The sequence below is a fragment of the Bradyrhizobium sp. IC3195 genome (assembly GCF_020193585.1).
Classification (GTDB): domain Bacteria; phylum Pseudomonadota; class Alphaproteobacteria; order Rhizobiales; family Xanthobacteraceae; genus Bradyrhizobium; species Bradyrhizobium yuanmingense.
Genome location: NZ_JADYVG010000046.1, coordinates 1 through 14,077, shown reverse-complemented (window position 1 = coordinate 14,077; position 14,077 = coordinate 1). Strand labels below are relative to the sequence as shown.

Below are 14,077 nucleotides of genomic sequence, written 5' to 3'. Positions count from 1 at the left end.
GATATCTCGCAACGCCGAAGCCCACAGCGTCAGCGTATCTTCAACTGACGCGCCACCAATCATCAGATCCCGAATCATGGTCGCCCATGGATTCAGAACCTTCAGGAAGATGCAACTGTAATGCTAGCACTACTTTGGCAGATTGTTGGATTTGGGCTCTTTATTAGGATTCCCGAATCGATTTTTCAATGATTCATGGGTGGTCGGCTCTTGGAGGGCTGACCATGGCGGAATGGGAAGACGAACTCGAACGCTGGCTGAAGCCGTTCCTGGACCGGTTGGGTCATAAGACCCGGCAGCGGATGTGTCCCCTGTACGTTGCGGGATTGATCGGCCCGGGCGATCGCAAGAGCGTTCAGCCGATGGCAGAACGCCTTGCAACCGGCAACTACGATCAGCTGCACCATTTCATCGCCGAAGGTGTCTGGGACGCATCACCGCTGGAATCTGAGCTGCTCAACCAGGCGGATCGGCTTGTCGGCGGCAAGGATGCGGTATTAGTCATTGATGACACCGCAATGCCGAAAAAGGGCGAACGCTCGGTTGGTGTCGCGGCTCAATATGCGTCCTCTCTTGGCAAAACGGCAAATTGCCAAACGCTGGTGTCGCTGACCCTTGCGCGCGGCGAAGTGCCCGTGATGGTCGCATTGCGTCTCTTTCTGCCCGAGAGTTGGACAGGCAATGTGTCTCGTTTGATGCGTGCTCGGGTGCCGATCGAACGTAAGCGTCGTGCTCAGGCCACGGCTTTGAGGGCTTGAGCGCGGTAGGACCAGGGCAATAGCTGGTCGATGTCGCGGTTGGGATGCCCTTTGACGATCCTGGTCAGGACGTTGGTGAGATAAGCGAGCGGATCGACGTCGTTGAGCTTGCAAGTCTCGACCAGGGACGCGACGACAGCCCAGTGTTCGGCACCGCCGTCGGATCCGGCAAACAGCGCGTTCTTGCGACTGAGCTTGATGCCACGGATTGATCGTTCGACGGTATTGTTGTCGAGTTCGATGCGGCCGTCATTGATGAAGCGCGTCAGTCCCTGCCAGCGCGAGAGGGCGTAGCGGATGGCGTCGGCGAGCTTGGTCTTCTGGCTGATGAGAGCCAGTTTGGCGCGCAGCCATACCTCGAAGGCATGGGCCAGTGGTCGGCTCTTCTGCTGCCGCACGAGGCGGCGCTCCTCCGCGCTGCGGCCGCGGATCTCCTTCTCGATCGCATAGAATGCGGCAATGTGCTTGAGCGCCTCGCTTGCGATCGGCGCCGGTCCGGCTGTCGCGAGTTCGTAGAAGTTGCGCCGCATGTGCACCCAGCAGAAGGCAAGCTCGACCTCGCCACGCTCGGCAAGCTTTGGATAGGCGTTGTAACCATCGACCTGCAGGACGCCCTTGAAGCCGGCAAGATGGCTGAACAGCCGCTCGGCCTTGCGGTCGGGTGCATAGACATAGGTGATGCCGGGCGGATCGAGGCCGCCCCAGGGCCTGTCGTCGGCGGCATAGGCCCAGAGCTGGCCGGTCTTGGTGCGCCCTCGACCAGGATCGAGCACCGGCACCGTCGTCTCGTCGGCGAACAGTTTGGATCTCGCGCGAAGCACCGTGAGAAGGCGCTCATGCAGCGGGCGCAGATGGAAGGCGGCATGCCCTACCCAGTCCGCCAGCGTCGATCGATCGAGAGCGATGCCCTGGCGGGCATAGATCTGGGCCTGCCGGTAAAGCGGCAGATGATCGGCATATTTGGACACCAGAACCTGGGCGACGGTTGCCTCCGTCGGCAGTCCGCCCTCGATCAGCCGGGCCGGAGCCTCGGCCTGCAGGACGCCGTCCTCGCAGGCGACAGGCGTATTTGGGGCGCCGGGTGACGACAACGCGGAACTGCGCCGGCACCATGTCCAGCCGTTCGCTCCTGTCCTCGCCGATCCGATGCAGTTCGCCCTGGCAGCAGGGGCAGATCTTGTCGTCGATGTCGACGACGACCTCGATCCGCGGCAGGTGCGCCGGCAGTGCTCCGCGATTGTTGCGGCGCTTGCGCGCCCGTTCGGCCCGGCCTTCCGGAGCTGTCTCGTCTTGGCTGGCTTCTGTACAGGCCGCAACCTGTTCGACGTCCTCGAGGCCTAGCAGCATCTGCTCCTCGGGAAGCGACTCTGCCTTGCGGCCAAAGCGATGACGCTGCAATTCCTTGATGATCTGGCGCAGCCGCTCGCTCTCATGCCGCTCGGCCAGCAGCATCGCCTTCAGCGTCTCGGGATCATCAGGAAGGTTATCGCTCACAGGCAAATCAGAGCATATTCGCGCCCGCCTGACGACGTGCTCGATGCCCCTGATTCACTTCGCCGCAGCGCGGCCCACAATTATCCGGCTTGCGTCGGGACGACCGTCTCCCGTGCCGCGTGAACACGCCGCCAATCGAGCCCTTCGAGCAACGCCGACAATTCCGCCGTCGACAAACGCATCACGCCGTCCTCGATCTTCGGCCAGCGGAAGACGCCTTCCTCGAGCCGCTTGGCGAACAGGCACAAACCCGTACCATCCCAAAAAATCAGCTTGATCCGGTCCGCCCGCTTGGCACGGAACACATAAACAGCACCCGAGAACGGATCGGCCTTCATGTGCTCGCGCACCAACATAGCCAGGCCCTCCATTCCCTTGCGGAAGTCGACCGGCTTGGTTGCCACCATCACCCGGACAGTTCCGGACGGGCCGATCACCGGCTTGCCTTCAGCGCATGGAGGATGGCCGCAATCATCGCCACGTCCGCGCCTCGGCCGACCCGGATCGTGACGCCTTCGGCTTCGATCTCGATGCACCCGGCATCGCAACGGCGAGCCCCGACATCCGGCTTGGCCTTACGTCGCGCTGTCTTGCGCTCATGGCCAGCAACCGCGACTGGTGCCATGGCGTCTACCACCGCCGGTACAAACTGCGGATCGTCCGCCATCGGCGCCGGCTGCCGGCGTGCTTGCCGGCGCCAGGTGAACACTTGTTGTGGGGTCAGCCCGTGTCGCCGGGCAATCTCGGAAACGACCGCGCCTGCGACCAGCGTCTCCTCGACAATCCGGGCCTTGTCGTCCTTGGAGAACCAACGACGGCGTCCCGTCTCCGTGATCACTTCCAGCCGGCGCGCCGTCACGTCCGACTTAAGCGTATGGTCAAGCATAGACACAAGCCGATCCCTTCAAAGAGATCGTGAAACTCGCCTATCCCATGTGCCGTGAGAAGGTGGGAGCGGAACGGCGCTTACGATCGAACACCGAACGGCAAGATCCAAGCCAGAAATCGCTTTGGCTGAGGTTGATCGAGCGATGGCAGCCAACGTGCGCTTTGGATGTGTGCTGGCGGATGCAGGATACGGGCTCAGCGCACCATTTCGACAAGGGCTAACAGAACGCGGATTGGCCTGGGCCGTCGGCATCCCTCGGCACCTCAAGGTGTATCCGGTTGATGTGAAGCTCATTTGGCCGATTACCAAAGTCCGCGGGAAACCACGAAAGCACCACGTGCCGGATATCTTATCAATTGCGGCAGAACACATGCTGGCGAGCGCCAAATGGAAAACCGTGAGTTGGCGCAGCGGGACGAAAGGTCGGCTGAAAGCCCGATTTGCTGCTCTCCGTGTCCGCACCGCCGACGGCCCTCCGCAGCGAATCTGGGATAAGGGTCAGCAGCATCTCCCGGGCGACGAAGCTTGGCTCATTGGCGAGCAGCGTGCCTCAGGGGAGAAGAAATACTATCTCGCCAACCTCCCTGCGGCGACGGATCTGCGCACACTGGCCGCCACCATCAAGGCACGATGGATTTGTGAGCAGGCGCATCAGCAGTTGAAGGAGGAGCTTGGGCTTGATCACTTCGAAGGGCGATCATGGCAGGGTCTTCATCGCCACGCCCTGATGACAATGATTGCCTACGCCTTCTTGCAGCACCGTCGCCTCGCACATGCGGGACGGAAAAAAAAGAATCAATGGGCCTCCGCCTCAACCAACCATGCCCGCCGTACGCCACGCCATCGTCGATCTCATTCTCCGGCCGCCATCGCAGCGATGCCCGCACTGCAGAAGACGAATTTGTGAAAAACCACAGCACAAACCAAATCTGCCAAAGTAGTGCTAATCCCTTCGGTAGTAGAGAGGACACCTCGCTCCCCACGCTGAATACAAGGTTTATGGCTTGGCAGCCGAGAAACGCGCTGCCACGGTCTCTGCTCCCACGGTAGAGAGGCGCATCAAGAGGAATACCTTTTACCTCGGGCATCGCATTCCTCCTCGCTCTTGGAGTGTTTGGACGCAACTGTAGATTCAGCTAACTCATCTCAGCAACAGTGCTCGGTTTTTGAAGCATCCTGAAGAGACTGTGATGATGCAACCTCGATGATGCAACCTCCAATGCAGCTCGGTGATCCCTCGGCTCATAGAGCGCTGATCATGATCGTCTCGCCGACGACGCGTACAGTTCTGCGCGCTGCACCTCAATTCTGTGGTGCAGAATGAGCTTGACGATCGTGCGTTCATTCCCGTGAAGTATGCTCACCGACGATGATGATAACTCGATAGGCCTCTCTATCTGTCGCATGCAACGTCGATGCCAAGCACCTCATTCGGTGTTAGAGGACTCGCTCGGATGAAGATGTACGAGAAGGCCGCCGACAACCGTCGCCTCTTCTGCTGTTGCCTTCCCCCTTGTTTGATTGGCCACGCGGAATGTCGAAAGTCCGACATGATCAATTGGGACATAAACGCATGACGAGTTCGCACGCCTCGCAGTTTTGGGAGGCTCGACTAAGCTTTAATGTCGAAACGCTATCGCTGTGCATGGCCCGAAACGCATGCTAGCGGATACCCAGGTCGCGTAAGAAGATCGGAACAGCTGTAGCAACTGTGCAAGAGTTGCGTGAGTTTGCATTCGTACGAGATTCTCGGCGCGTCGATTGCACAGGATGGATACTCCAATTCGCAAGACTCGGAGAACCTCATGCGTTCTGCGCCCCACTCCCGCGGCCAGCCACGAAGAGCTCAGTACGTGCATCTGTGCGGAACCGGCGTTGCGTCGCCTGCAGTCCACGCGCATCTTCCGGAGGAAACTCGGTCGTGATTCGTCGGGCTCAACAAGGTGGCCCAATGTCATGATGCCAATTCAACACTCCGACGGTAATGTATGAACGGCGGACGCGTGTCCACGACGTGGAATCGTTATCGAGTTGGTTTTCACGCCGAGTTACACGGCACTACGCACAGCCTTTGGGCATCGCAGCGGGACACAGCAGATCGACCAGGGGGCGATTGACATAGTGCATAGTGGATGTCGCAAAGACCTTGCACCCACACACTCTCGAGGAAGCGAAATTATGGGACGTGTCAGCGAAAAAGTCATTCTGGTGACCGGCGGGGCTCGAGGGATGGGGGCCGCTCATGCGCGCCTGCTGGTAGCGGAGGGAGCTAAAGTCGTGATCACCGATATTCTTCGTAAAGAAGGCGAGGCTTTCGCGGCCGGCCTTGGCACATCCGCGATCTATCTGCGTCAAGACGTCGCTCAGCCAGAGGAATGGTGCCAAGCGATCGCGGCTGCGGAGAGCAAGTTTGGCGCGCTGCATGGCCTCGTCAACAATGCCGGCATAGTCAGTATTGCTCCTATCGAGCAGTTTCCGCTTGAGCAGTGGACGAAGACCCTTGCTGTCAATCTCACCGGTGTATTTTTGGGAATGCAGACTGCCCTGCCGGCCATGCGCCGCGCGGGCGGAGGCTCGATCGTCAACATCTCGTCGGTCGAGGGGCTGAGGGGTAGTGCAGGGCTTCACGCCTACGTTGCTTCCAAGTTCGGCGTGCGGGGCATTACCAAGTCCGCTGCTTTGGAGGCCGCTGCGTCTGGGGTTCGAATAAACTCAGTCCATCCGGGGTTAATCAACACCTGGATGACAAAGGACTTCGATTCTTCCAGTTTTCCCATTCCGCTTGGGCGGGCAGCCGAGCCGCCGGAAGTGTCACAGGTAGTGTTGTTCCTGCTCAGTGACGAGTCCTCTTATCTTACGGGCTCCGAAATCGTCGTCGATGGCGGTCTGACGATCGGCGTCCCGTACAAGTGTCAGGCGCCCGAAAGCATCTTCTGACTAGCAGCTGATCAATTGTCACATAAAACAAGATCTGAGGTTGCGATGTAGTACAGCAGTGGGAACTACGAAGCCTATGCTCGCCCCCGCAAGCCCGCTGGTGTGGACAGCAAGACTTGGCGGCGCTCTCCGGCGCGGCCGCCGGTGCTGGTTCCGGCGACATAGTCGAAATAGTCCGCCAGACGACAGTCTGGCGCGGTTGCTTGCCTTGGTTAGCAACCGCTCGATTTCCTCTAGAATTTTCAACGAGAGGCCCCCTCGGATTCCGCCCCCGTCTATGGCAAGACGTTTGCGCGGCCCGCCACTCTCGAGCCGCGCTTTTAGATCAATCCGACGTTCTGGAAGACGTCCCACCATGTGCTTCTCCCGCTTTTGAAACTCCGAGGGAAGCGAAACCCGAAGATGCCTCGATCGCTTATCGCTGCGGGACATGCAAAGTGGTGACCAAATAGGGGCCAGCACATCCGTAGCACTACTCGATGCACCCTAACCTAAGCCTCAGGCCGAGGTTGTATCGTGAAGTTTCTCACAATCGCTGTTGTAGTTGGATGACGCAGCTCACCGCGGCGTGTCCGCGACGATCGACGGCGAGTTCGGCAGTCCCGCGCAGGGTCTCACCAAATTCGCGGTGTCGGCGCCTGATAGACAAGTCGCAGGTTCCGCTCACTAGAAATGTCATCGGTGAGAGGACAGCTAGGCTGGCCTGATCGCCCTATGTTCGACCCGCCGGAGGCGCGGAGTGTATTGATCATCCGCAACAGGGAAGGGCTCGCAGAGCTTCGAGGCCGTCAACGATACCGATAGAACCCGAAGCGGACGATGTCGAGTGAATGTCCCTCGAGCGAGGTCGAAGCACTGCGAAGGGCGATTTCTCCTGGCAGATTCCGCGGCACAGTTGGTCGTTCTCCCTTGGGACCTCAACTCTACAACATTTGGTAGTAGATGATTCCAGCCATATGATGCTTCCATCACAATTACTCGTCGGCGGCAATTCGATTGATGGCGCTGCCTGGGGCCTTACTCCTAAAACTGGGAGCCCACTTTGCGCTTGCCGAACTATTCAAGAACTCTGAGCTCTGACCGAAAACAGCATTTGCCTTCACAGGGCGTGAACCATGTATAAAATCGACCGCGAGCGTTTTCTCGACCTTACCGAGAATCATGACATCCCAACAGTGCCGCAAGTCGAGGCAATACTGGAGGAAGCGGAGAGCGAGTCACTCAGCTACGCGAAGCTCAATTCACTCGTGAACGCGATCCACTCAACCGAGTTCCAGGCCATTCGCGACAAAGTTCTTGCAAAGTCCGAATTTGTCCGTCGCAAGATTTATGGCGGCTTGGTTGTTTCGATGGCACCGGTGGAGGTAACAAATCGCTGCGCGTCTGATTGTAATTTCTGTGGCTGGCGCTCCGACAACAATGAGATGCGCCGGATAAGCCTGGACGAGCGGCTCATTGTCGTGCAGGTTGAGTACCTACTCGCGAAGGGTTTCCAGCACATCGAACTTGTTGGTGGCGATGATGTAAAATTCGTAAGAGATCAGCTTCCCGTCCTTGTTCAACGAGTAAGGCAGATAATGGGCGGAAGTCTCGCAAACAGAGTACTGTTTTGCACGATGGCGCTGACGTCACGGCATTATAGAAGCCTGAAGAACGCCGGCGCTGACGGCATCATCATGTGGCAGGAGACTTATGACCATGAAGTCTATAACTCCCACATTACGAAGGGTCCCAAGGCTCGCGGCATCGATGACAACTACAAGGTCGTGAAGAATGGTGATGGATACCGCTTCCGGTTGGAGAGCCAGGATCGCGCGCTACGGGAAGGCTTATCGGCTTCAGTTGGAGCAATGCTAGGCCTAAATCCAAATATCGGGTTCGAGATAATTGCAACCGTAGATCACGCCCGATATCTGGAAAGTTCGTACCAGCCCGGTGATCCTATTATCGTAGGCATGCCAACTTGGAACAACATTACTACGCCGCGCACCGACAAAAGACCAGCGCGCACTCTTCCGATCGACGGCTATTTTGCATTCTTCGCATCGATCTACTTTCTCGCATTGCATCGCTACCGCGCATGGATATTCCCGAATTGCAGGGTGAGCCTACCGATCCAGATCGACGCTGTTCGTGCGGCCGGTGTTTATACCTCAACTGAGGTAAAACTCGGGCCGGGTGGATATCTAAACTCGGCAATTGCCAAGCTTCCGGTCGAGCAACGAGCTGCCATCATGCAGATGCTGAAATCGACATTCAAAGGAGAGTTATCAGCAGAAAATTGGCATGATGAGCTCGACAACCTTGAGCAGTTCAAGCACGACTTTCACCATCACGAGACCTACGTAAAAGCGTTGACTGACGCCGGCTTATTCATTGGCAGCCAAACGGCGCCTAGTTCGGCGAACCATTGATCGGGAGCGTGTTGCTCACTCCAGGTGGCCGATCATATTCGCTATGAGTCGATCAACTGCACGTGCCGCGGTCCAAATCGCTCACGAATAAGCAAGTAGCCTTCTGGACGATCCGCTGCCATTCCGCTTCGGGCTTGAGCGTTCAGACTGGGCCGGCCCTTCGCAAAGCGCTCGCAAACGCGCTCGTGTTGCTTGACCATCACGGCGGTCAGCATTTTTATGGCTGCTCGTTCCGCTTCGAAGCCGCGCAACTTCGCAAAGGTGGAACGCAGTTGCTGCAACATCGAGGAATGGTCGCGAGCCCAAAGTCCTGTGAAGGCCTCATCCACGCCGAGCATCGGAACGACCACGTGTTTCTCGTAGTCGTTCCTGGACATATTGCCGGCAACCTTGAACGCGACTGCACACGCCCTGGTTATTGATGAGAACCGCTGAAACTGACGAGCAGTGGCCACATGATTGTCGGCTGAAATAGCACGTTCCATTAGCTTGAGGCTGCGCTCGAGTTCACGGCAGAGTACGAACAAGCCTTGATGACCAGTAATCCAGTTGGTGAGGGCTTCACCGGCATGGGCCCTCCTAAGTTCCTCGTACTTCATAGGGCCAGTCATGTTCGTTCTCCGTAGTTTTCTACAATCGATTGAACGGCCTCGCCCAGGATCGCTTCCTCAACATCTGTTAGGACGCTCTTGGAGCTTACAAGTGCGGCGCATCCACTCATAGTCCGAAGAAGCGCCACCAATCCGGCAAGGTCTGAATCTTTTTGGATACGCTGGACCAAGAAGAACCAGTCGTAGCGATCCATTTTGGAGCCTGAACTCGGCACCTTGTCCTCAAGAGCGACTGCGTTCACATCGGCGCCGAGAATGAGCCTCAAAGATTTCATTTGGCTTATGAGAGATGGCGAGGAGTTTCTAATGATGTCAACTACCGCCTGCGCGCGATCTGGCGACAGATGCCTCATCAGGTCCGCCGATACCTCGATTGGAAGCATTAGATGTGGCGTGGCCATAACTTAGCCTTTCTAGATTACTCCACGAGTTTCATCCAGCCTGCACAACTACACCAGAGCCGGTTCAAACAAACCACGTCCGCAGACCAAGATCTTGGTTCGTATCGCAAGCTCTGATCAAGACCAGCGGAAGCAGCGGGTTTGCTTTCTGCCAGTGCTCGTCCAGCGGATTTGCCCCCCCCAACTGATAACGCGGTTGCTGTCTGCGCGAATTCGTCGCCCGCACGCTAGCCTCTCTGGCAGGCGAGACAGAAGCCGACGCCGCAACACAACCAGAGCACACGCCGTTCAGTCATATCTTTCCCACACAAGGGTCCCGGATTGTATCCCCGAAAAGACCAACAGGCGCCTACCAGGATTGGTCGGCCCATGCCCCCCGTCCCTGCCTCCTATGTATCCGTTGCTGAGTTTGAAGTTGTGAAAAACTTGTTTTCCTACAGTCCCAGAATTTCGCTGATGTGGAATCAGATCGGTCGCGCAGCGGGTATCATCAAAAGGAGATCACGCTGCCTGGATCGCGCCACTCGCGATCCGCAAAAGAAGCCGCGTGCCTTTGGGTACCGAACGACGTTGCGTGCTCCGATGACAAGCAAGTGCCTGAGATAGGAATCGCCCTGTTTCGTAATCCGGCCGAGTCGATCCTTCCCGCCGGTGGAATTCTGCTTAGGCGTCAGGCCAAGCCAGGCCGCGAACTCCCGCCCGGAGCGGAACATGGTCGCGTCCGGCACGGTCGCGGCGAGAGCCGTGGCCGTAATGGGACCGATCCCGGGAATCGAGGACAGCAACTTCGCCATCGGATTTACTCGCTGGATCTCAGCCAGTTCGCGCTTAATGGCCTCGACCTGCCGGTCCAATTCCTTCAGCTGGCTCACAAGGACGGCCAGCGCGATGCGGGCGTGGGCCGGTAGCGTCAGTTCCTCGTCATCCAACAAGTCCACCAGACCGTCCACCCGTTGCCGGCCTTGCCCGACAATGATTCCGAACTCAGCAAAGTGAGCCCGAATGGCGCAAGCTGTCATGGTGCGTTGGCGGACCAGCAAGCCTCTTGCACGATGAAGCATCAAGAAGCCCTGGTTCTCGGCGCTCTTGATTGGAACGAACCGCATATTGGGACGACTCCGCTTCGCAGATCGCGGCCGCGTCAGCGGCGTCATTCTTGGCTCCTCTTCGTAGGTAGGGTTTAACATAGGCTGGCGGAATCAATCTGACATCGTGCCCAAATTGCCGAATCTCCCGCGCCCAGTGGTGAGCAGTCGCGCAGGCCTCGATGCCGACCAGGCAAGGTGCGAGCGAGGAGAAGAACGACACGATCTCGCCTCGCCGGAGGCGTTGGCGACCGGCCACTTGGCCTTGGGCATCAACTGCATGGATGTGAAACACGTGCTTCGAAATGTCCAACCCAATTGTTGCGGCTTCCATTGGTCAATTGCTCCTGTAAGCGGGTTCGTCCATCGCCAGTATATCGCCGGCGCCGAGGGAGCGGGGCCGTCTTCCCCATCAACGGCCAGCTGCGGGATGAATTGCTGAACGAGACGCTGTTCACGTCAGTGGCCCAGGTTCGCATGGCTCTCGGATGCTGGCGGGCCGATTACAACGATGCCCGACCCCACTCGCAGCTCGGATGGAAAACGCCCTCCGAGTTCGCCTTCACCTGTCACCCGCGCCGGGATCTGGCGCTGCGCTATGCCGAAGGCTCCGCGCCAGCTGCCGTCGCTCCCACCGCCCAACCGGGCAAATCCAACGACCGGAGCGAACTCAGGAATGGATAAAACTTGATGTGGTGGAACGGCCCGCTCCAACAGCATCAAAGTGCTAGAACGTGGTCGTTGTTCGAACACCACAAAGGAGGGACCGTTCCGTGAAGCAGGTTATCACCATTGGGCTGGATCTGGCCAAGCACGTTTTCCAGGTTCATGGGGCGGATGCCGAGGGCTCACCCGTGTTCAACCGGAAGCTACGGCGCAGCGAAGTTCTGCGTCTCTTTGAGAAGCTGCCAGCGTGCCTGGTGGGGATGGAAGCATGTGGTAGCGCCCACTATTGGGCGCGCGAGATCGCAGCTCTCGGTCATGAGGTGCGGCTCATTCCCCCGGCTTATGTTAAACCCTTCGTCAAGCGAGGCAAAACGGATGCGGCGGACGCGGAGGCCATCAGCGAAGCGGTGACCCGAAAGACCATGCGCTTCGTGCCGATTAAGACAGCCGAGCAACAGGCTGCCGCGATGGTGCTGAAGACCCGCGCTCTTCTAGTGCGGCAGCGAACGCAGACGGTTAACGCGCTGCGCGCGCATTTGGCCGAATTGGGGATCATCGCCGCCGCCGGCATGGCAAAGGTTGAGGCGCTGATTGCGATCGTGCGGGACAAGACAGATGTCCGCCTGCCCGCAGCGGCGCGCTTCGCCCTGATGGCGATTGCCGATGAGATCGAAGCTGCAGCGGACCAGATCGACAGGCTCGAGCGCGCAATTATTGTGGAGGCAAGCGCGACGAGGACATGCGTCGGTTGACCACGATTTCTGGCGTCGGCCCCATTACAGCGGCGACCATTAAGGCGCTTGTGCCAGACCCCGGAGGGTTCACGTCAGCTCGCCACTTCGCGGCCTGGCTGGCAAAGAGCGGCTGGGGCGGATATCAAAGATGGGGAATCCGGAGCTCCGCTCTCTCCTCGTCGTCGGGGCAACGGCCGTCTTGCGGGTTGCCCGAAACGACGCGCTGAGCCGGCCGTGGCTGAAGGCGCTTCTTGCCAGACGGCCTTTCAAAGTTGTCGCGGTCGCGGAGGCCAATAAGACGGCGCGGATCATCTGGGCGCTTCTAAACAAGGGCGGGACTTATCGGCGTCCCGACCCACTGGCGATTACCGCGGTAGCCGACTGATGAACGCAATGACCGTCACAACGATCTGACCGGCGCAGGCCGGCAGAGGGCAAGGTGCAACGACAGGCGATGAACCCATGGGACGAAATCCCGAGACGAGTGAAGCCACTGCCCCCAATGCGCTCAAGCGCGCAAACTTGATTTGGCTCCTCGTTTCGCGGATCTCATCGAGGCCAGCGGCCATGTGCCGCGCGCAAAGGCCGGACATATAACCGCACCGTCCCAATGTGTGAAATCGACTGAAAAAGCTCTTGCCTCGCGGGCCGTTCCACATATGGGGGCAAGGTCAGCTGTCCCTGCCACGAGCCGCCAACTCCCACACCGGCCAGCCTCAAAGCAGCGGAAGAAGCAGGCCGGGAGATCATCGTCGTCGGAGGACGAGCCTAACTACTTGATCCCGGCCCACCAGTCGGAAGCAGCGCGGGCGCGGCTCGGAGTCGGTTAGCCAGGGAGGCATGAAGGCCCGTATCCTGCTACACCCACGCTGCCGTCGAGTTTAGCGGGCTGCCGCGCCTCGCCAAACCCATCGGCTTTGTATCGGCGCTAGCTGACTGAAAGCTGAGGAGACCGCGTAGCAATTCACCCAACGAAACGCAGCCCGCCTGGGCCACTTGCCTCGAGAACAATGAAGACGTTTAGACACCAGACAAAGGGCGTTCGGCGTGCTTACGATCAGAGGCAGCCGCACCACGACGACGGGCCGGGTTGGCGATCAGCCAAACCACTGCACGCTTCTGACTGATCGCCGTGACGACCTCACGCTCTCCCGGTTCGTGCTGCTCTTCGACCAAGTAGAGCCGGTCGTCTGAATTGCGCATCAGGTGCGTCCGTGCCGGCGGCCACGCACAGTGCACTTTCGCGGTCGAATTCGAACAGATCGTCAGATCGCTTTTGCTTGGCAGCACGAGTCAAATGTCGTCTTCTTGATGACCTACAGGCACGCTGCGTCGACGCCGCAACCTGGAGAGCTCGGCGCTGGTGGTTCTGTCGGTGCCAAAAAAAAGGGCACGCTGTCGCTATGTCACGCGAATTGTTTAGTTGTAATCCGGACACGATGCTCTGGGAAAACTCTCGGCTGTGCTGCCAAGCAGGTTGTGGGAGCTGAGGCGCACGGATCCAACTTGTCATTGATGGTTCGGGCATAACAGTCGCAAGCCAGCGCCGATTCAGTGTCTCAGCAGCAAACTCTGCGCGACGCTGGGAGGGATCGCGCATCCATGGTGCGACTTACACTGTCGCCCGTGAACAAGCCTCTAAGCGATTGAGCGGGAGTCTGTTTCTGGGATTTGATGGCGTTTGAGATTGCAGGGATTTGATGCTTGGACGCCGCAAACCTTGCAAATTCGTTTTGTGGATTCCTCTCCGTTGTGAACCGTGCTTCTGTGGTGCGCCGGAGGACGATGCGGCCGAAGAAGCATAAGACGACGGGATCGAACGATCTGTTCCGGGCACGGCTGGATCAGATCATCAACATGAAGCACGAGTTGGTTCTGCTTGCCGGCAGGATCGATTGGGACTGGATCGACGGGGAGATTGCCCCGCTCTACAGCGAGAACGGCAGACCGGGGATTGAAACCCGCTTCATGATCGGGCTGTTGCTGCTCAAGCACATTTACGGGCTGTCCGATGAGGGGGGTGTGCGAGCGCTGGGTCCACGACCCATATTTCCAGTACTTTACCGGCGAAGAGTTCTTCCAGCACGC

The 14,077-nt window shown here is 58.6% G+C and carries 8 protein-coding genes and 7 pseudogenes; 7 read left to right on the top strand and 8 right to left on the bottom strand.

The annotated features are described in order from the left end of the window. Nucleotides 1–188 precede the first annotated feature (188 nt). A pseudogene (locus I6F09_RS36700) lies at nt 189–719 on the top strand (transposase); the annotation flags it as partial. A gap of 14 nt (nt 720–733) precedes the next feature. Here the strand turns inward: I6F09_RS36700 and I6F09_RS36695 are convergent. From I6F09_RS36695 to I6F09_RS36685, 3 genes and pseudogenes are all read right to left on the bottom strand, one after another. Beyond that, nucleotides 734–2,210: pseudogene (locus I6F09_RS36695) on the bottom strand (IS66 family transposase). Nucleotides 2,211–2,332: 122 nt separating this feature from the next. Beyond that, entirely contained in the window at nt 2,333–2,689 is a 357-nt protein-coding gene (gene tnpB / locus I6F09_RS36690) for an IS66 family insertion sequence element accessory protein TnpB (protein ID WP_225145743.1), read from the bottom strand. Next, a complete protein-coding gene (locus I6F09_RS36685) occupies nt 2,686–3,138 on the bottom strand; it encodes a transposase (RefSeq protein ID WP_225143897.1) in 453 nt (150 codons plus the stop codon). The genes tnpB and I6F09_RS36685 overlap by 4 nt, the downstream gene beginning before the upstream one ends. Before the next feature lie 85 nt (nt 3,139–3,223). Here I6F09_RS36685 and I6F09_RS36680 point away from each other — a divergent pair. From I6F09_RS36680 to I6F09_RS36670, 3 genes and pseudogenes are all read left to right on the top strand, one after another. Then, a pseudogene (locus I6F09_RS36680) lies at nt 3,224–4,048 on the top strand (IS701 family transposase); the annotation flags it as partial. Nucleotides 4,049–5,319: 1,271 nt separating this feature from the next. Next, a complete protein-coding gene (locus I6F09_RS36675) occupies nt 5,320–6,078 on the top strand; it encodes a glucose 1-dehydrogenase (RefSeq protein WP_225143833.1) in 759 nt (252 codons plus the stop codon). Nucleotides 6,079–7,193: 1,115 nt separating this feature from the next. Continuing rightward, nucleotides 7,194–8,492: a hypothetical protein gene (locus I6F09_RS36670; protein ID WP_225143831.1), complete on the top strand. Its 1,299-nt coding sequence runs from the start codon at nt 7,194–7,196 to the stop codon at nt 8,490–8,492. Between the two features lie 41 nt (nt 8,493–8,533). Here I6F09_RS36670 and I6F09_RS36665 read toward each other — a convergent pair whose 3' ends face one another. The 4 genes and pseudogenes from I6F09_RS36665 to I6F09_RS36650 form a co-directional block, all read right to left on the bottom strand. Then, entirely contained in the window at nt 8,534–9,103 is a 570-nt protein-coding gene (locus tag I6F09_RS36665) for a hypothetical protein (protein WP_225129226.1), read from the bottom strand. Then, nucleotides 9,100–9,456 (bottom strand): hypothetical protein, encoded by a 357-nt coding sequence (locus I6F09_RS36660; protein ID WP_225129228.1) that lies wholly within the window; start codon nt 9,454–9,456, stop codon nt 9,100–9,102. The genes I6F09_RS36665 and I6F09_RS36660 overlap by 4 nt, the downstream gene beginning before the upstream one ends. Before the next feature lie 512 nt (nt 9,457–9,968). After that, the gene (locus I6F09_RS36655; RefSeq protein WP_225143829.1) at nt 9,969–10,658 is read right to left on the bottom strand and encodes an IS110 family transposase; all 690 of its coding nucleotides are present in this window, start codon (nt 10,656–10,658) and stop codon (nt 9,969–9,971) included. Nucleotides 10,659–10,677: 19 nt separating this feature from the next. After that, a pseudogene (locus I6F09_RS36650) lies at nt 10,678–10,923 on the bottom strand (IS110 family transposase); the annotation flags it as partial. 80 nt (nt 10,924–11,003) lie between these two features. Between I6F09_RS36650 and I6F09_RS36645 the strand changes: the two are divergent. After that, nucleotides 11,004–11,273: pseudogene (locus tag I6F09_RS36645) on the top strand (transposase); the annotation flags it as partial. A gap of 89 nt (nt 11,274–11,362) precedes the next feature. Next, nucleotides 11,363–12,374, top strand: a pseudogene (locus tag I6F09_RS36640) (IS110 family transposase). A gap of 635 nt (nt 12,375–13,009) precedes the next feature. Here I6F09_RS36640 and I6F09_RS36635 read toward each other — a convergent pair. Then, nucleotides 13,010–13,192: a hypothetical protein gene (locus I6F09_RS36635; RefSeq protein ID WP_225129232.1), complete on the bottom strand. Its 183-nt coding sequence runs from the start codon at nt 13,190–13,192 to the stop codon at nt 13,010–13,012. A gap of 582 nt (nt 13,193–13,774) precedes the next feature. On the opposite strand from I6F09_RS36635, the pseudogene I6F09_RS36630 reads away from it, so the two are divergent. After that, nucleotides 13,775–14,077, top strand: a pseudogene (locus I6F09_RS36630) (transposase); the annotation flags it as partial.